At 44.0% G+C, this 19,116-nt stretch carries 16 protein-coding genes and 1 pseudogene; 10 read left to right on the top strand and 7 right to left on the bottom strand.

The window, feature by feature from the left end; all coding sequences use genetic code 11:
* Positions 1–105: 105 nt before the first annotated feature.
* The 5 genes from hutH to hutC form a co-directional block, all read right to left on the bottom strand.
* Positions 106–1,641: a histidine ammonia-lyase gene (gene hutH, locus KHO06_RS10950; protein WP_010448635.1), complete on the bottom strand. Its 1,536-nt coding sequence runs from the start codon at positions 1,639–1,641 to the stop codon at positions 106–108.
* Positions 1,642–1,652: 11 nt separating this feature from the next.
* Complete coding sequence (gene hutU / locus KHO06_RS10945; protein WP_212581574.1) at positions 1,653–3,350, bottom strand: urocanate hydratase; 1,698 nt, start codon at positions 3,348–3,350, stop codon at positions 1,653–1,655.
* Positions 3,351–3,462: 112 nt separating this feature from the next.
* On the bottom strand, positions 3,463–4,476 hold the full coding sequence (gene hutG / locus KHO06_RS10940; RefSeq protein ID WP_212581573.1) for a formimidoylglutamase: 1,014 nt from the start codon (positions 4,474–4,476) through the stop codon (positions 3,463–3,465).
* Position 4,477: 1 nt separating this feature from the next.
* Entirely contained in the window at positions 4,478–5,728 is a 1,251-nt protein-coding gene (gene hutI, locus KHO06_RS10935; RefSeq protein ID WP_212581572.1) for an imidazolonepropionase, read from the bottom strand.
* Between the two features lie 120 nt (positions 5,729–5,848).
* Entirely contained in the window at positions 5,849–6,556 is a 708-nt protein-coding gene (gene hutC / locus KHO06_RS10930; RefSeq protein WP_047479121.1) for a histidine utilization repressor, read from the bottom strand.
* Between the two features lie 193 nt (positions 6,557–6,749).
* On the opposite strand from hutC, the pseudogene KHO06_RS10925 reads away from it, so the two are divergent.
* Positions 6,750–7,492 (top strand): annotated as a pseudogene (locus KHO06_RS10925) (sporulation protein).
* A 5-nt stretch (positions 7,493–7,497) separates the two neighbouring features.
* Here the strand turns inward: KHO06_RS10925 and KHO06_RS10920 are convergent.
* Together KHO06_RS10920 and KHO06_RS10915 are read right to left on the bottom strand one after the other, a co-directional pair.
* The gene (locus KHO06_RS10920; RefSeq protein ID WP_212581571.1) at positions 7,498–8,487 is read right to left on the bottom strand and encodes a DUF3187 family protein; all 990 of its coding nucleotides are present in this window, start codon (positions 8,485–8,487) and stop codon (positions 7,498–7,500) included.
* 156 nt (positions 8,488–8,643) lie between these two features.
* On the bottom strand, positions 8,644–9,573 hold the full coding sequence (locus KHO06_RS10915; RefSeq protein WP_045368761.1) for a LysR family transcriptional regulator: 930 nt from the start codon (positions 9,571–9,573) through the stop codon (positions 8,644–8,646).
* 127 nt (positions 9,574–9,700) lie between these two features.
* Here KHO06_RS10915 and KHO06_RS10910 point away from each other — a divergent pair, with 127 nt between their 5' ends.
* The 9 genes from KHO06_RS10910 to KHO06_RS10870 all read left to right on the top strand — a co-directional run bounded on the left by KHO06_RS10910 (position 9,701) and on the right by KHO06_RS10870 (position 18,998).
* On the top strand, positions 9,701–11,188 hold the full coding sequence (locus tag KHO06_RS10910; RefSeq protein WP_045368763.1) for a DUF1214 domain-containing protein: 1,488 nt from the start codon (positions 9,701–9,703) through the stop codon (positions 11,186–11,188).
* Between the two features lie 79 nt (positions 11,189–11,267).
* Positions 11,268–12,764, top strand: a complete 1,497-nt coding sequence (locus KHO06_RS10905) for a DUF1214 domain-containing protein (protein ID WP_212581570.1) — start codon at positions 11,268–11,270, stop codon at positions 12,762–12,764.
* A 367-nt stretch (positions 12,765–13,131) separates the two neighbouring features.
* Positions 13,132–13,515: a glycine zipper domain-containing protein gene (locus tag KHO06_RS10900; protein ID WP_050913444.1), complete on the top strand. Its 384-nt coding sequence runs from the start codon at positions 13,132–13,134 to the stop codon at positions 13,513–13,515.
* Positions 13,516–13,558: 43 nt separating this feature from the next.
* The gene (locus tag KHO06_RS10895) at positions 13,559–14,488 is read left to right on the top strand and encodes a LysR family transcriptional regulator (RefSeq protein ID WP_212581569.1); all 930 of its coding nucleotides are present in this window, start codon (positions 13,559–13,561) and stop codon (positions 14,486–14,488) included.
* A 74-nt stretch (positions 14,489–14,562) separates the two neighbouring features.
* Positions 14,563–15,402: a hypothetical protein gene (locus KHO06_RS10890; protein ID WP_212581568.1), complete on the top strand. Its 840-nt coding sequence runs from the start codon at positions 14,563–14,565 to the stop codon at positions 15,400–15,402.
* Positions 15,403–15,506: 104 nt separating this feature from the next.
* Positions 15,507–16,682: an outer membrane protein transport protein gene (locus KHO06_RS10885; RefSeq protein ID WP_212581567.1), complete on the top strand. Its 1,176-nt coding sequence runs from the start codon at positions 15,507–15,509 to the stop codon at positions 16,680–16,682.
* 13 nt (positions 16,683–16,695) lie between these two features.
* Positions 16,696–17,157 (top strand): hypothetical protein, encoded by a 462-nt coding sequence (locus tag KHO06_RS10880; protein ID WP_045368773.1) that lies wholly within the window; start codon positions 16,696–16,698, stop codon positions 17,155–17,157.
* Positions 17,157–18,188 carry a biotin/lipoyl-binding protein gene (locus KHO06_RS10875; RefSeq protein WP_045368775.1) on the top strand — a complete coding sequence of 344 codons (1,032 nt, stop codon included), beginning with the start codon at positions 17,157–17,159 and terminating at the stop codon, positions 18,186–18,188. Before KHO06_RS10880 ends, KHO06_RS10875 begins: the two co-directional genes overlap by 1 nt.
* A 213-nt stretch (positions 18,189–18,401) precedes the next feature.
* Positions 18,402–18,998, top strand: a complete 597-nt coding sequence (locus KHO06_RS10870) for a hypothetical protein (protein WP_045368777.1) — start codon at positions 18,402–18,404, stop codon at positions 18,996–18,998.
* Positions 18,999–19,116: the final 118 nt, after the last annotated feature.

Raw genomic sequence — 19,116 nt, 5'->3', positions numbered from 1 at the left:
CATAAGGGATTAACTGGAAAGTTAAAAAATTAAAGCCGATTGAGTGTGCAGCTCAATCGGCTTTTCTATACCAGAACCAGAACCAGAACCAGAACCAGAAGTTTATTAGTGCACGCTAGGGAGCAAGCTTTCTGGCATTAATGCGTTGTGAAGAGCAAGCTTGAGTAGTGCGTTGGCTTGCTCAATATCTGGTGCGAAGTAGCGGTCTTTGTCGTAGAACGACACTTTTTCACGCAGCATTTGTTTTGCAATCTCGATACGTTCAGAAGATTTGTTTGGCGCGCGGAAATCCAAGCCTTGCGCGGCTGACAAGTACTCAACCGCCAAGATACCACGCGTATTTTCTCCCATCTCTTTCAGTCGACGAGCAGCGAAGGTCGCCATTGATACGTGGTCTTCTTGGTTTGCGGATGTTGGCAAGCTATCGACAGAAGCAGGGTGAGCGAGCGTTTTGTTTTCACTAGCTAGTGCTGCTGACGTTACCTGCGCAATCATAAAGCCCGAGTTGACGCCGCCATTGTCGACCAAGAATGGAGGAAGTTTAGACAGAGCACTATCAATAAGTAGTGCCATGCGACGCTCTGACAAGCTACCAATCTCTGCAATCGCAAGCGCAAGGTTATCAGCCGCCATAGCAACGGGCTCAGCATGGAAGTTACCGCCAGAGATAATGTCGTCGTCTTCCGCAAACACAAGCGGGTTATCCGATACCGAGTTCGCCTCTACTTGCAGAGTGTCTGCCGCATTGCGAATTTGTTGTAAACAAGCACCCATAACTTGAGGTTGACAGCGCAGTGAATAAGGGTCTTGAACCTTTTCACAGTTGGTATGGGATTCACCAATCTCACTGGTTGCTTCTAACATATGTCGATACGCTAACGCCGCATCCATTTGGCTGCGATGGCCACGAACACGGTGGATACGTGGGTCGAACGGACGACGGCTGCCCAGTGCTGCTTCTACTGACATCGCGCCACAAACGGTAGCAGATGAGAACAAATCTTCGGCAATGAACAAGCCTTCTAACGCAAACGCCGTTGATGCTTGAGTACCGTTAAGCAGTGCAAGGCCTTCTTTAGGTGCCAGTGTGATTGGCTCTAGACCAGCAATTTGCAGAGCTTCTAAGCCAGAAATGACTTTGCCATTGTGACGCGCTTGGCCTTCACCAAGAAGTACCGTACTCATGTGAGCCAGCGGCGCTAAGTCACCCGATGCGCCTACTGAGCCTTTTTGTGGTACGCATGGATACACCTGCGCATTCACAAGGTCAATCAGCATGTTGATGACTTTCAAGCGCAAGCCAGAGAAGCCACGCGCAAGACTGTTGATTTTCAGCACCATCATCAAACGAACGGTCTCGTCGGACATGAATTTACCGATGCCAGCGGCATGTGAAAGCACAATACTGCGTTGCAGCGTTTCAAGATCTTCCGGCGCAATGCGTGTGTTTGCGAGTAGACCGAAACCCGTATTGATGCCATAAACGGTGCGATCTTCTGCAATCACTCGGTCGACAACTTGAGTGCTTTCCTCAATGGCCGGAATGGCTTCTGGATCGAGAGTAAGGTTGACAGGCGAGCGGCTCACCTGACGCAGTTCGTTTAAGCTAATATGGCCCGGCTTTAGCGTTAAATTGAGCATGTCTTTCATCCTTACTTCAGCTTTTTCAGTTCTTCATTGAGCATTGGCAAATCCAGTCTTTGCTCGGCTGCACATTGTTTTGCGATGTCATATCCCGCATCGGCATGACGCATAACGCCCGTCGCTGGGTCATTGTGAAGTACGCGAGCAATACGCTCAGATGCATCATCACTGCCGTCACAACAAATCACCATACCTGAGTGTTGAGAGAAGCCCATGCCAACGCCGCCACCATGGTGAAGTGATACCCAAGTTGCACCACCTGCGGTATTCAATAGGGCATTAAGTAATGGCCAATCCGATACCGCATCAGAGCCATCTATCATGCCTTCAGTTTCACGGTTCGGGCTGGCTACCGAGCCAGAGTCTAGGTGGTCACGGCCAATAACAACCGGCGCTTTCAGTTCACCGTTTTTCACCATTTCATTAAAGGCTTGGCCAAGGCGCTCACGGTCTTTCAGACCCACCCAACAGATACGTGCAGGCAGCCCTTGGAACTGAATGCGTTCACGTGCCATATCTAGCCAATTGTGTAGGTGAGGGTTATCTGGGATCAGCTCTTTTACTTTCTGATCGGTTTTGTAGATGTCCTCTGGGTCACCAGACAATGCTGCCCAACGGAATGGCCCAATACCTTCACAGAATAAAGGACGAATGTAAGCCGGTACGAAACCTGGGAAATCAAACGCGTTTTCGACGCCTTCTTCCAGCGCCATTTGACGGATGTTGTTACCGTAATCCAGTGTTGCAGCGCCGCGGTTTTGCAGTTCTAGCATGGCTTGAACTTGCACAGCCATGGATTGTTTCGCCGCTTTAACTACACCAGCTTCGTCTTGTAAGCGCATTTCTGCTGCATGTGACATACTCCAACCTTGAGGCAAGTAGCCGTTCAGTGGGTCGTGTGCGGAGGTTTGGTCTGTTACTACGTCTGGCGTGATGTTACGTTCCACAAGCTCAGGGAAGATGTCTGCAGCGTTACCTAGTAGACCGACTGAAATAGGCGTGTCGGATTCTTTGATCATCGCCAGAGCTTCATCTAGCGATGTGGCTTTCTTGTCGACGTAGCCTGTGCGTAGGCGATAATCGATACGTGACTCGTCACATTCAACAGCAATCATTGAGAAACCTGCCATTGTGCCAGCTAGAGGTTGAGCGCCACCCATACCGCCAAGGCCGCCAGTTAAAATCCAACGACCTTTTGCGTCGCCGTTGAAGTGCTTTTTAGCTACTGACACAAAGGTTTCATAAGTGCCTTGAACAATGCCTTGTGAACCGATGTAAATCCAGCTACCTGCTGTCATCTGTCCGTACATCATCAAGCCTTCTTTATCGAGCTCATTGAAGTGCTCCCAGTTGGCCCAATGTGGTACTAGGTTTGAGTTCGCAATTAGAACGCGTGGCGCATTTTTATGAGTCGGGAAAACGCCAACTGGTTTGCCTGATTGGACGAGAAGAGTTTGGTCATCGTCGAGTCTTTCTAACACTTCAACAATCTTATCGAAGCATTCCCAATTTCGTGCTGCTCGACCAATACCACCGTATACAACAAGCGAGTGAGGGTGCTCGGCTACATCTGGATCAAGGTTGTTCATCAGCATACGAAGCGGGGCTTCCGTCAGCCAAGATTTGGCGCGCAGTTGTGTACCGTGTGGAGCACGAATTGTTCTGCTTGTATCAAGTCGTGGATCTTGTCCCTGGCGCTGTGTCATTTTAAGACTCCTTTAGTTTCACGTGTGTACCAAGTCTGTGCTTGGCTATTTCTACTCGAGTAAAGTGCTGTTTGAGCTGTGTCTTTTTCGAGTTGATTGTTATTGGGTTAGGTTATTTGGGTTTATGGTCTTTCTCTGCCATGGCATTGGCGATGTCCCAACATAGGCGGGCTGCCAATCGAGCGGTTTGGCTATCGACGTCATAGGTGGGGTTATACTCGGCAATGTCTGCCAGCATGAGCTTGTTTTTGTAATGTAGGATTCGATCGAGAAACGGCGAAATGATGTCGTAGCTGACCCCTTTTGCTGCTGGAGCGCTTACACCCGGAGCTGTTGCCGCAGGGAACACGTCCAAATCAATCGTTAGATAGAGGTAATCGCAGTCATCGATAAAGTGCTGTAGTTGCGTTAAATGGTAGCTGTGGTTCATGTAGCAAAGCTGTTTGTCTTCCACATACCAAACATTGAGTTCGTCCGCTTTCTGGAATAGCGCTTTGGTATTGCTGCTGCGACTGACGCCAATGCAAGCGTAATGAAACTTCCAATCATTGCGTTGGCAGAAGTGATGAATCTGATTAAATGGTGTGCCTGAGCTCGGTTTTACCTCTGTCAGCGAGCTTTCAAAAGCGCGCAGGTCGAAATGTGCGTCGAAGTTGATAATGCCAATCTTCGGCTGCTTTTCTGGGTGATGGGTTTTGAAGTACTCGGCCAACCCAGAAAATGATGCCCAAGCGATCTCATGCCCGCCGCCTAATACTACGACAGGTGAATGGGGCAGCGCTTGAGCAACTGTAGCTGCGCATTGCGATTGGCTGCTCTCTAGTAGGTCGTCTTCGCAAACGACGGTGCCGAGATCGTAAAGTGGTGCATCTTGATGCCAAGCGAGATTTGCTAGGGCACGACGGATTAAATCCGGTGACTTTTTCGCACCAATACGGCCTTTATTTCTGGCAACACCCGCATCGGTCGCAAAACCAAGGATTGAGACCCCTTCGCTTCTGCTCGGTAACTCTTCAACAGAAATATTTTTAATCACGTGGTGAACGCGCTTACCCAGTTCTCCATCTTCTGCATCGTGGCGACCTTGCCAGTGAAATGGAGCGGTATTTGGATCTGATTGAGCCATGTTACAGTCCTCCGTGAGAGACATATTCACCATTTACTATACGACCTACTAAACGTTTTGCGCCGACTTGGTAACTAAGGTCTGCTGGGTGTTCGATATCCCAAATTGAGAAATCCGCGTCATAACCGATTTCAATCACGCCACGAGACTCCCCATAACCCAGTGCTTTTGCTGCGTTTTGAGTGACGCCACGCAGTGCTTCTTGAGGGGTTAAACGGAAAAGAGTGCAAGCCATGTTCAGCATCAAGGTTAAATCAGCAAATGGCGATGTCCCTGGATTGATGTCTGTCGCTATCGCCATTGGCACCTTGTGCGCTCTAAGTAATTCGATAGGAGGCAGTTGGGTTTCACGTAAGAAGTAGAACGCACCAGGGAGCAAGGTTGCCACGGTCGAGGAATTGGCAAGCGCACGCACACCAATTTCATCGAGATATTCAATATGATCGGCAGAAAGGCCATTGTATTTTGCCGTTAGCGTAGTGCCGCCTAAATCAGAAAGCTGTTCCGTATGCCCTTTGACATGCAAACCGTGTTTTTTGGCTGCTTCAAAGACACGCTCGGTTTGAGCTAAGTTAAAACCTATCGATTCACAAAACACATCGACGCTGGTGGCGAGCTTTTCTTCTGCCACGAGGGGAATGATGTCGTCACAAATATGCTGGATATAATCGTCAGCGCGGTCTTTAAATTCTGGTGGAAGTGCATGAGCGGCGAGTAGGGTTGTGGTGATTTTTACTTTGCGCTCTTGTTCTAAGGCTTTCGCTGCGCGCAGCATCTTGATTTCATCTTGCAATGTCAGCCCGTAACCGGATTTCACCTCTATAGAAGTCACGCCGCTGGCGAGTAGGCCATCAAGGCGTGGTAGAGCAAGCTCGATAAGTTGTTCTTCGCTTGCTTCGCGGGTTGCACAAACGGTAGAAAGAATACCGCCGCCTTGTTTGGCGATCTCTTCATAAGGCACACCGTTAAGGCGCATTTCAAACTCGTTGGCACGATTCCCGGCGTACACAAGATGAGTGTGGCAATCAATCAAACCTGGTAGCAACAGCTTGCTTTGAAGATCAATGGTTTGTTCGTAGTGGTCTGGATTCAGGATGGATTCGGTTTCTGCGCTGTCTTCGCCTATTGCTGCGGTACTGAGTGCAACAATTTTTCCTGACCGAATGCCGACGCGAGCAAGGGGAGAGGGTAGGTAGCCTTGCTCTCCTTCTTGCATAGTGACGAGGCGTGCATTTTCAATCAGCAAATCCATTCTGATACTTCCTTTTGATTTGTACTTTTAAATGTATATACAAATAAATAGGAGAAAAAAGCATCACTGGCAAGGCTAATGTTGCTGAAATGTGATCAAAACGAAGAAGTAACGCCTAGTTTATAGCAGGATCTTAGAGCTTAATTTGTACTTATTGCCCGGATGGTAAAGTAGCGCAGTACTCACCAGTTTATCTTGACTCCACGTTCGGCGGTTGAGCAGTAAACAAGGCTCGTTAGCTTGCATTTTCAAGTCTTGTTTAACACGTCCCTCTGGCACTATCGCCTCAACAGTGTGCTCTATTGCACTGAGAGGACAGTTATCAGAAAGGTACTGGTTTGGTGTCATGCAAGTAAAGTCTTGTCGTAGGTAACTAGGTGCGTACTGGCTGTTGACCCAACGCAGCTCAAGCTGGATTGGATTACCGTCTTCAAAGTGGATGATCTCGCTGTAAAACACTGTGGTACCTAGCATCACGCCAAGCTTTGTCGCAATACTGTCATCGGCTTTGATAGCGATTTGCTGTAGCACTTCACTGTGATGAGCGCGGCCCCGATTCGTGATTTCATCGGCAATGTTGCGTATGTCTAATAGGGGAGATTCAGACTTCTCAGCCGGATCACAAACAAAGGTTCCGAGGCGAGGTCGGCGTTGCAGTTTGCCTTCATTAACTAAGTCTCGAATCGCTTTATTAACGGTCATTCGGCTTACACCAAACTGTTCCGTCAATTCGATTTCAGTTGCGATACGATGTCCAACCATCCACTCACCCGAATCAATTTTATCGAGGATAAACTGTTTGATTTGTATGTAGAGGGGCGCAGACATAATGACTTCCTTTTAATTGACTATACAAATAGTGCGTAATCTATGCACAAATTGCAAACAGATAGAGTCATTTTGTGCGCTGATAAAAGGAATTACTCCGCATTCTTATCGTCTATTACTTGCAGGAGTTTGATCAGTTGTGTAAACAGAGACTTATCAAAATAACGAAAACAGACAGTCACAAAGGAATCGTATGTTTAAGAAACTAAAAGCGTCACTTGGTATCGGCTCAGCAAAAGTGGATACGATTTTAGATGAAATGAGCGTATATCAAGGCGCAACTTTACGTGGTCACGTTCAAATCAAAGGTGGTGATGTCGAACAACAAATTGATGCCATCACCATCAAACTGAACACGGAAATGAAACTAGAAGCAGACGACAGCGTTAGCTACCAAACTTTCACTATTGATCAATTGAAGGCGGTTGAGCCGTTTGTTATTCAGCCGAATGAAGAAAAGCAGGTGCCATTCGAGCTTAAACTGCATGACGAAACGCCTATTACCGCGGTTAGTGCACTAAAAATCAGTGCCATGTTTGGGTAGAAACGACATTGGATATCGGTTTTGCGATTGACCCGCGCGACCGAGATTACATTGAAGTGAAGCCTTTACCAGTAGCCTCTCGCGTGATTCAAGCGATTGAACAAGCGGGCTTTACTATGGTGAAAGCTGATGTAGAGAAAGGTTTCTTACGTGGCAATACCTTCTCTTCTCGTTCTGGCATTTACCAAGAGTTAGAGTTTCGTAATAACGGTTTTGTTTCTACTAAAGAGATTGAGCTTTCCTTTATCTTGGACGGTGGAACGATCCATTGCTTAGCGGAGATCGACCGCTCATTTAGCATGTCTGGCGACCAATACCGTTCTTTCTCGCTACCGATCGGAGCGTCTGATTCACAAGTTGCAGCGGCAGTTGCCCCAACCTTGAATCTGTAATACTCCTAACTTTCCGTTGCTGGAGAGAACAAGTACCGATATCCAAACGTAAAGGCGATATCGGTACTGTTGTCCATATTTCTTGCGTTCTCAACCGCCATTATCTCAATCGCTGAGTTCTCCATTAAATAGCGATATCCAATCACAAACTCATTTGATGCATCGGCAAACTCGCTAGGTCCTTCAGTCGAACCTTGATACCAATGATATTCAAGGATGAAGTGGTGATTCTCCTCCAATGCATAGCGATAACCACCCGCAAATGCAGCGGTATTATGTCGATAGGGCAAATCTACCAGTGCACGATCACTGCTTCGAAAGGTCATCCCTACCATCGAATAGAATATATTGGATACATTGAATCTAGAGGTATAGTTGATTTGTAGGCCTTGCTCAAAGCTAGTGCTTTTGAAGGTGCCGTGCGGAACATCGTTGTAATAGAGACTCCCGCCAATAGACAAACCATGATGTTCATTTTGCAGTATTTGATATTGGAGGTAGGTCGACAGGTTGTTGGCTAGTGTTTCGCCTTGGAAGTCTTCCAGTAATATGTCGTATTCAGGCATCGACATATAGAAACGGTTCTTATCAACTTCGTTACGTCCATTTTGTCCAATACCAAATAGGTCATGGAAGCTTTCAGTTAAACCATCTAAATGGTTATCCGCAGCAAAGACCCAGCGATAGTTCAACTCCCATTGCCATTGTTCATTGATTTGCCACTTACCGCCTAACTCGAGTTGGTTGTGGTAATAGTCGAGTGAATAGTCGCTGGTATGAGCCCAGACACTCGCAATTGTGCCTGAACCATACGCTTCAACATAACCGGAAGGGAGGGCATATCCGGAGCGAAGTACGTTCGTGTGGCTGACGACTTGCACTGGCGATTGAGCATAGGAACGAAGCGGGCCATACAAATCTGACGCACAGATTGCCGGCGCTGATAGGAGTATGGTGCAACTCATGAGCGTAGGTTGCCATCTTAAATCCATCATGATGAGAGCCTAAAGTGAGATTACTCAATAGATTAACTATAGCCTCATCGTATTTGGACGCCTTACAACTACGATGAATACTGACATTATGAGGCAAATTGAATCGAAAACATTCCAGTGATGTACTCGGCTTTTAAGGTTGACCAAAAGTCATATTTAAATGATTTTGCAAATCTCTTTAAGTATAAGGCTAGAAAACCACTGGTGAGCGGGATTATTTCTATTTCGGGTGTGCTGAACTAGGTGAATCGGAACGTGATATTCGTCTTTGTGATCGAGTGAAAGAAGTAGATCGAATTCGTTTCCGAAACCACTTAGGGCGCTTACACAGTTTGTGCCAAACATAATAGAGTTCGAGTTCTTCATCACATCCAAGAGCACTTGTGTCTGAGAGCTCCTCAACATTGGTTTTTTATCGATCATTAGATCACGGTAGATATTCATGATGGGTGCACTAAACGACTGATACTGATCCTCCTCGACAAGCATCCCGACCAACGGGTAGTCAAAAGTATCATCCAATTTATAGTCTTTTTTCTTGAAGAGCGGGTGAGACTTCCGAGCAAAAAGTTGCGGCTTTAGGACGCCGATCTCTGTAGAAAAATATTTTTCGTTCGGAGAGGAGGTGTAATGGATTGAGAAGTCTAGATTCCCTTGATCAATTAAAGGGTAAGGGTTGGCTTTTGCCGGTAACTCGGTAACTCGAGCTTTTGGAGCAAGATGATTGATTTCTAATACGAGCTTTGGAAGGAGGACACTAGAAAGAAAAGCTGGTAGCGCAATTGAGAAGCTGTAATCACATTTCTCGGGAGTAAAGTCTTCGGAGAGAAAGACACCTTGTAGAAGAGGAATGATAACTTCAAGTTGCTTGCCGATATGCAGTGCCTTTTCAGTTGGGATCAAGCCGTTAGAGACACGAGTGAATAAAGGATCGTCGAATGTTTCTCTGAGTCGACCTAATGCTCTGCTCACTGCCGGTTGAGAGACAAAAAGAACCTCTGCGGTACGGGTTACATTTTTTTCTTTCAGTAAAGTATCTAACGTAATCAATAGGTTTAAGTCGATTCGTGAAAGCTGCTTGTTCATCGTCGGGCTATAAATTAATTATTCACTTTGGTAATGTCAGCATATTACTATAAGTAGTTAGATGCAAATTTAGAATAATACTAGGATCTACCTCAACAACTCGAATGAGATATTAATGAGGTTGAACATGAGATATAAACTACTTTCTACCCTAGTGTTTATTAATGCTATTTCTTCAGCGACAGCGGCAACGTTCAAAGCCGACGTACCGCCTTCTATTATTACTCCGAACCATGTTGAGTCTAAGTACTTAGGTGAGCTCAACTACACAGATGGTGCTCCTTCATTGGAAACACATCTTAAAGCGTCGGATTTCGTGGATACAGCAGACGCTGTACGCGTTTTTCTATCAGGAATTCCAGTCGCTTCTATTCAAGGTTTGTTACTCGGCCATGAAAGTGTGGGTATGGAGCCAAACAAAACCATCGGTATTTCCGAGGGAATGCTGAATGCGAACAGTATTTGGTTGACTGCGAATACGACTACGCCATACGTAACTTCAGAAATTGATGTGAAAGATGGCCCTGTTGTTCTTGAGGTGGGAACGCCAATACTTGGTTTGGTTGACAATGCGGCGTTTAAGTTTACATCTCGAGTTGGCGTTACACATCCACAAGATCAAGGTAAGGGCGGCAAATACTTCTTCTATCACTCATCTTATAAAGGCGATCTCCCTGAAGGTTATATCCACGTAAAAACCGATGGTTACCAGCATTGGTTGCTAGTACGTATTATCACGAAACCTTCGACGTTAGAACACGATGTGAGTCAGCTGAAAAAAACAATGAAGCTGTATCCTTATGGTGAAAAGAATCAAACAGAGTTTTTGGATATCACGGGTATCAAGTACAACACTGTGCACGCGATGAATCACGAATTCTATGATGAAATCAATGCATTAATTCAGTATGAGCCGAAGGAAATCTTTGATCCAGAATGGTTATCTTTAGCGAAACGAATTGGGATTGAAAAGGGCACGCCATTTAAACCAGACGCTCGTATGCAGGGTATTCTTGAAGAAGCCGCTAAAATTGCCACAGCGGAAGCAAGGAGCTTCTATTTCTATCCAGATGAATCGCTCATCACTTATGAGAATAGCAACTGGTTCACGCCTTTAATTAACGGACATGAATTCCTTGATGAAAATGGTGTCATCAATGCGGATGACCGAGCAATGTTCCATTTCATGGCAACGGGTATCACTCCTGACATGGTGACCAAAACAGTTGGCAGTGGCTCTGACTATCGAGTTGGCAACCGAGATAGCGACAACCAATTATTGGATGGTTCACAGCACTACACTGTGACACTGCCACCTAACGCTCCTGCGACTAAGTTTTGGTCATTTATGGTTTACGACAATCAAACACGCTCGATGCTAGAAACTGATCAGGCAGGCGCAGGCATTGATGGGTTGAGCGAAGGACTTCGCGAAAATGAAGATGGGTCGATTACGATTCATTTTGCTCCGGTCGCACCAAAAGGTTACGAGAAAAACTGGGTGCAAACTATCCCAGGAAAAGGCTTTAACGTGTTGTTTCGCATGTATGGCCCGACAGAAGCTTGGTTTGATGGATCTTGGAAGCCATCAGATTTTGAAAAAGTGACGCGTTAGAAGTCATCACTACCAAGTTCAGTTTCGCATCATCTCATGGATGAGGTGAGCGCCATCATCATTGCGAAAGGTACATACTATGAAATTGAAGTATTTAGCACTAAGTATATTTGCTGCAACGACTATTACATTGGGTCAAGCGCAAGCATCGACAACGATTCAACCTTTTGATGCCACCGATAATATCCTTGAACGTGCGTCTCAAATTGAAGACCTAGAATATAAAATTATGGTACAGAGAGCGACTCAAACGGCAATTTGGGCGATGCCTGCTGTAACTCAAGTTGACTTCCTTAAAGCGACACGAAGGGATCTTGGGGGAGATTATAATGACGTGGTTTACGTCAATAAATCATTTGCGTCAAACAAAGGCTTCCTAACGGCGAACGATGTTACCGCCTATGCTTGGGGTACCATTACGTCCCGTAACGGCCCAATCGTTATTGAAGTCCCACCTGCTTCAGACAAAGTCAGCTACTTTGGCTCGGTGGTCAACCAATGGGAGCAGCCTATTGTTGATGTCGGTCCTGCTGGTGCAGATAAAGGTGAAGGTGGGAAATATGTTTTCTTGCCACCAAATTATACAGGGTCGCCATCAAAATCAGAGTTAGAAGCCAAAGGCTACATTGTCTCTGAAACAGACACGCTCGATTATGGCTTTGCATTTCGTCCGCGTTTATATAACGGTGCCACCGATAAAGACGCAGGAGATTACGCAAAAGGGATCAAAGTCTATGAGTTGAAAGATGCATTGAGTCCTCCGAAGACAGAATACCTCAACGCCACTAATGTCGACTATGATTGTTTGCCTTACTACAACGAAACATTCTTCCAAGACGTGAACGATGTAGTACAAAACAACCCAATTCGTGAGCAAGATAAAGTAATGGTTTCACTACTTAAGGATCTTGGTATAGAGAAAGGAAAACCTTTCAACCCAACTGATAAGCAGTTGAAAGCGATGAGAGAAGGTTTGTTGTTGGCTTATGCCCACATGCAGAAACGCTTTGTCACCGATGGAGATACCATCTCCCCCTTATGGAGAGACGAGAATGGGAAGCCACTGTCTCAATGGGCGATTTGGAACTTCGGTGATCAACCATACAAGGGATTTACCTTTGAAGAAGAGCATGAAGTACTGGTTGATGGTAGAGCAAGCTCATATTTCTATGTGACTTATCTCCCTAAAAAGTTAGGTGGGGGCACTTTCTATCTAACTGGAGTGAAAGACAGCAACGGTGAAATGTTGGATGGCGAATCGACTTATAAGTTGAATGTACCAAAGGATACGCCAGTGAAGGATTTTTGGTCGGCAATCGTATATAGCATGGAGACCAAAAACTTTATCAAGGGTGCTGATCGAGTAGGCTTATCTTCTCGCAACCAAGATACGATGAGAGTGAATGAAGACGGTTCTTACGATATTTATTTTGGGCCCAAAGCACCAACAGGAATGGAAGAAAACTGGGTGCCAACCGATGGTGAAGACTTTTTCTTGCTGTTCCGCCTATACGGACCAAAAACAAAAGACTTTTATAAAACTTGGATGTTAGGTGATTTAGAGAAAATAGACTAATTCGTATATTAAGAGGCAGTATGACTGCCTCTTTTTTTTATATGCATTATAAGTACTCTATATACACCTTTTTAATAAACGTACATATTTATCTGTCTAGTTCGTAAACATGGATGAAAACAAGTAGAGCATATGTTTTTAATTGTTAGTAGATAAGCCATGGATTGTTTGAATGGTTTTTAGCTTTATAGGGCATTGAAATCCATTTGGCTTATATCTGATATTACGTAATTCAATTGGCTTAGAGGTATCGGCTTGGTTAGCTTATGTCTACGAAAAATAAAATAGATAATCATTTATATTGACGATTGGTGTTTGAATGATAAAAAGAGAGATATTATTAACTTTTTCATTATTGCTACCCTCTGTGGTCATTGCGGGAGGTGGCGCGCTTGTTGAACCTAAGAGTCAACTGGCATTCGATTACGACAATGTGACGGCTGACATTGCTCAACAAGAACTTGACGAGTGTGTTGGCATTGCAGAACAAGCGAGCCAAACAGCATCGGTGGAACAAAAAGGATCTGGTGTGAAAGGTGCGGCGAAGGGAGCTGCGGCAGGTGCTCTCGTTGGTTCCATCAGTGGTAACAGTGGGTCTGATGCAGCGAAAACTGGCGCTGCTATAGGCGTAGTTGGTGGAAGGTTGTCTTCAAGACAAGATGCAAAGAATGCGGACACTCAACAGACTGAGGCTTTCAAGGTCGTATTGCGAAATTGCATGATCGATAAAAAATACGTTGCGCTAAATTAAATTCTAGAGGGCCTATTTCGGCCCTTTTTTTATGAGAGTTGTTATGACCAACGTGTCAGAAATTAATATACAAAGTATCAAAATTCTTCAGAACCTATACTCAACAAAGAACACATACAAAACTGCACATGAATTAAATATTTCACAATCTAAAGTGAGTCGAGTGCTGGCTCGATTAAGAGATGATCTAGGTGATAGGTTATTGATCCGAGTTGGCAATAATTTACATCCAACTGATTACTTTACTGCTATACAACCTGGATTGACAAAATTAGTGCAGGATATTGATTCGGTATTTTTCGTCAAAGAGTTTGACGCAAGCCGCCATCAAGGAGATATCAGACTTGCCATTAGCCGTGGGATTTTATACCGGTTTGGTGTTCAGCTATACCAGCATTTGTCTATGATTGCTCCTTTTGCCAGTTGGCACTTTGAAGAGTGGAACGATAGCACGATAGAGAGGATAGAGTGTGGAACAGTGGACATTGGTATCAACTATGAGAATGAGGCTAGCAAACATATCGTGCTTGAGAGAATCATTAGAGACGAGTTCTTTGCTTTGGCTTCCAAGCAGTTTATTAGTAAGCACAAGATAATAAAATTGGAAGAGCTTTGGCGTTTACCGTTTATCAGCTGGAACCCGACGATTGTCCGAGAGATAAATGAGGTGAGGGACATCATCAAAGTCAAATACAAGAAAGACTTAAGAATTGTACTTACTACTGACAGTCTTGATGTTGCTGTAGAGGCATGCCTTAAGGGTAAAGGTCTGCTTATCTCTACTAAGAGACTTGTTTCTGAAGATCTCCAGCTAAACAAGCTTCAACTGCCTCCCGAAATTCACCAAGATCGTGATTTAAATCGGTATATTGCTTTCTTTACATCTTACTTAAACTCGAAAAGTGACAAGTGTAAGTTATTAAAAAAAGAGATAAGTACCGTTCTAGTTAATTCACTTTCTGACTTACCTTAAGTCAATATATTCTGTGGCTAGTCGAAACTACTAAATAATATAATTTCATTAATCATTACTTGGAGAGTAAATTAATGAAGAAAGAAATATTATTACCAACAATCTGTGCGATTATTCTTGCGAATAGTGCCTACGCTGAAAGTGAAGAAAAATTTCACGATGCTGACCCTAGAAATAGTACTTGGCGAGGTGGTATCGCGGCTTCGGATTCAGGTGAAATTAAACTTGCTACCGGTGGTGGTTTCAATAATGTGTTTGGCGACGATACTCAAACGAATATGTTGTTGGAATATTATACTGATTCGGAAAACTTTAGATTCCGGGAAATTCACTTTGATAAACGCTTTGGGGGTGTTTACCTCGATATCATGCACACTGAAGACGTTAGTAACTCATATACAGCGGGTTATATGTTGCCATTGAAAAGTGAAGATGGGACGCTTTGGTTCCCTTCTGTGAACTACTCTTATGTCGATTGGGATACCAGTGGTTTAGGTGGGGCTCTTCAAAATACCTGCAAAAACTACGCAGTGGGTGAAGCAAAAGAACTATGTAATAGCCTTAAGAGCGGAGGTATTTCGGGCAAAAATGCGACAGAAGCTTTCTTGGGTGATGATATGGCGCAAATGGGGACGGTCAGTTTATATGCTGTAAAGCCATGGAGTGAAACACACTATACCGTTGTGCAATTAAATTCTGGGTCGTCTTTTGATGGTGTGGATATGAGCGTATTCAATGCTATGTGGTTGCAAGGTGTTAGAACAAAGCTTGGGGAAAATGTACTAAACATTTACTTTGAATTTAAATATGACTTCATCAAAGTTGAGGGTGAAAATTATAATCCGGTCACAGAATCTGGTGATGCCAAATCTGAGGAAGCAATGGCTAGTATTGGCTTCGACTTCCGGTTCTAGCGAGATATACGCTTAGCTGATATCTGATATGTAGTTAAATGATTGGTGGTGTCATTGCTATCCCCTTAATCTTCATTTTATCAATATAAGATGAAGGTATCAGAATGACAAAAAAGTACCCATTTTGGGCTTTAATCGTAGGGGCGAGCGTGACGCCTATTACGTTTGCTAGCGGTATTTTTCTTCAAGAAGCGACCTATGCAAACTTAGGAGCTGTTGGAGCCGGTGACGGTGTATACACAGAATCCGCCACATCGACTTGGACCAATCCGGCAGTGATGTCGCACATTGATGATGAACTGACGACCATCACAGGAACGTTATTAAATCTAGAGATTAATTACTATGACGATGGTGACGGTCCAAATGGAAGATCGAGTTCGACGTTACCTGTTGCGGGTGTTTTTCATATCATTGACTTGGGGAATGATCTCAAAGCTGGCATCGCTCTGGGCTCTCTAGGCGGGGCGACGTTGGATTACGGTGAAGATTGGCAAGGAAGCTTCCAGCTTACTGACGTTGCATTGCTGACTTATCAATTCAATCCAACACTCAGCTATAAAGTGAATGACCTGTGGTCAGTGGCTGGTGGTGTCCAAGTTAACTATGCGTTTCTACAGGGCAACACTTCGAGTATCGAGCTTGATACATCAACCAGCTGGGCATTCGGTTACAACATTGGTACCGTCGTGCAAGCAACTGACAAACTGAGACTAGGGCTCTCGTATCGTTCGGAACTCAATCACGAATTTGAAGGGGATGTGCACACGAACCTAGCTTACGGTACGTACACCACTTCTTTACCGTCTCCGGCAATTACCGATTTAAGTGTCTCTTACCAGTTTACCCCTCAGTTTTCCTTAATGAGTTCAATCCAAAACCATCACTGGTCAGCGATGGAATCCACAGATATTGATATGAGAATTGGCGATCAATTCATCCCATATTCGATCGAACGAGACTGGGATGATGTGTGGCGCATATCTCTAGGTGGGGAATATAAGCTACATCAAGGATGGAGCTTTAAAGCGGGATACGCGTATGAATCTTCACCATTAGATGATCCCTCAAAGCAGTCACCGGACTTACCCGTTGGGGAGCAGCATCGATACTCCATTGGTGTAAGTAAACAGTTTGATGAGAGCCGATTAGATATTTATTACGAATACGCTGACTTCGGTGAAATTGATATTGACCAAGAATCTATGCGCGAACCTATCGCTCTAAATGGTCACTTTACCGGAACGGTGCACTTTGTTGGTGCTGCATATACATTCTAGTTAGGAAATTGTTATGAAGAAACTGATTGGTTTATTTAAATGGTTGATTAAAGCGGTGTTTGCTTTGTCGTGTTTGATTGGCTGTTCACTCTTTTTTTCCACTTTATCGAATATACATGGCAAAGACATGCCTGCCAGTGAATTTGTTGGTGGTAACCCTAGCATCATAAAATTGCTCAATTCTGAAGTGTTCATGGGCGTCATCTTTGTTGTAACGATTTCAATTTTTTCCTATGTAGGTTATCTCTTCTGGCGACTCCATGAAGTTGCGGTGCATGAAAGTGAGCATCGTAAAAGCGCACACACGACCCTTGTTTTTGCTCTTTCTCTGTGTGGTTTATTGATCAGTAAAGTCTGGTGGGTTTTGGCCCTAATCATTGCTTTTACACGTTGGGATGTGATTGGAGATGCACTAAGTGGCGTTATTCGCAAAGGGATATCTGGTCCTAAGCTTACTTCTGAGGAATCTAAATAATGAAAGAGATCATGCTACCTTACGTTTTCATTATGTGGATCCTAGTGAAAGCAGGAGTAATAAAGTGGAACTTGCGCAATGCCTCCATGATTGTGTCTTTTGGTGCTTTTTTAGCGACGACTTTGTTCACGGTTAGTCGTTTTTGGGCACCAGTCGATTTGACAGATAGCAGTACTGTCAAAGCACCGCATGCAGTGCTAAGTCCACTTGTCGGTCAAAAAGTGAAAGAAGTTTATGTTACCCACAACCAAATGGTGAAAAAGGGCGATTTACTTTACACACTAGAATCAACCGACTCGCAAGAGCAAATCAAGGGACTTTATGCGCAATTGGAGGCATTGAAGCATCAAACAGACTCTACTAATTTCCAATTGAAAACGGATGAGAAGAACTTAGCTCGTCTAAAGAAGTTAGATGAGTACAGCAGTGAAAAAGAGCGTGACGATTTAACTAACAAAATTCAGCAAGGCTATTCTGAGCTGTCCGAGCTCAGCGCCCAAATGGCCAATATTAAAGCTCAAATTTCGGAAAGTCAGTGGTTAAACGACTTGAACAATGTTGTCGCTCCTTTCGATGGACAAATGGGCGTCGTTAATATCGCAGAGGGAACTCGAACTGGTAATATGCACATCTACGACACAAGTAAAAAGTTCCTAGAGATGCGTGTTAGCGATCAAGCCTATCGCTACATTAAAGTTGGACAGTTTGCCGAGTTTTATGTCAACTCACATCCAGGAGAAGTTTTTAGAGGGAAGGTTCACAGCATCACGAGTGGTACTGGAGAAGCCCAAGTCTCTGTTGTGAATGGATCCAAAAGTGTGAATCAGCATATTGCAAAAAATATGGGGTCACATGGCCGAACGGTTATTATTGAGTTTGAAGAGCCTGAAGGTTACGCAATCCCTATCGGCGCAACTGGGGCTGGCTGGATTTCGGCCACTAAGCCACATCCGATGTTAGGCTTTATGGATATCATCGGTGGTGCAACAGTTCGTTTAAAAGCACTTAAGTCTTACCTCAATGCAATTTAACTAATAGAGCCACCAATTCTTTTGGTGGCTTTGTGATTTTTATATTAATAGTAATTTCAAAATAAATAAGTAAATTTATATAAGATAAGTTACTTAATAATAAATAAAGATTATTTTGTTAATTATAATTTGTTCAATATTTTAAGTGATAGTTTAGAATTATTTTCTAAGCCGTTACTTATATTTTTAGTACGTGAAATATAGGAATACATAATGAAAAAATTAGTGCTCTTGACCTCTTGCTTATTTAGCTTGAGTTTAGAAGCTAAAGTCGACATGGCAGATCCGACCGCTGTATACAGTAGCTTTGGCGCAGAAGTAAACAGCGAGGGTGGAGACATGAGCATAGGTATTGCCTCTGGGCGTCACTTGGCGTTACTAGAGTCTAAAGATGGTTTTGATAAGCTTAAGCTCACATATGCCAACATGACTGATGGTCAAGGATTCTACACTGAAATTGGTGGTAACAAGGACATACGAAATGTGAGCGCTGGCTATATCATGACATTTAAGTTCGATGCTTTAGTTATATATCCAGTTGCAATGTTAGGGTATACGAATAACGAAGTGATCGACGATTATGATATGACATCAACAGTGGGGTGGTATACACGCTATAAATTTGGAGAAAACTTTCACCTAGGTCTCGATCCTTTTTATTCATCTCAATATGGTACTGAATATCTCGACAGTTTATCGACAGATCTGTTTATCGGATATCAACATGGCCGTCATCGATTCAGAGTGGGTGTTAATATGATTAGTAATGATGAAGAGCAATATTTTGCTAATTATAAAATCGCTTTCTAACTCTGATACTTAGCATAAGTAACAGAATAGAATATTCGTAATCTCTATATTATTTTTTATCTGGCAGAGTGAAATGATTAGCTCTGCCTACCTCAAAAAGAGCAAAAACGCTTGGAAG

It is taken from the genome of Vibrio sp. B1FIG11 (assembly GCF_905175335.1).
GTDB classification, from domain to species: Bacteria; Pseudomonadota; Gammaproteobacteria; order Enterobacterales; family Vibrionaceae; genus Vibrio; species Vibrio campbellii.
Note: the sequence above shows the minus strand (reverse complement) of the source record. Positions and strands in the feature narration are given on the sequence as shown.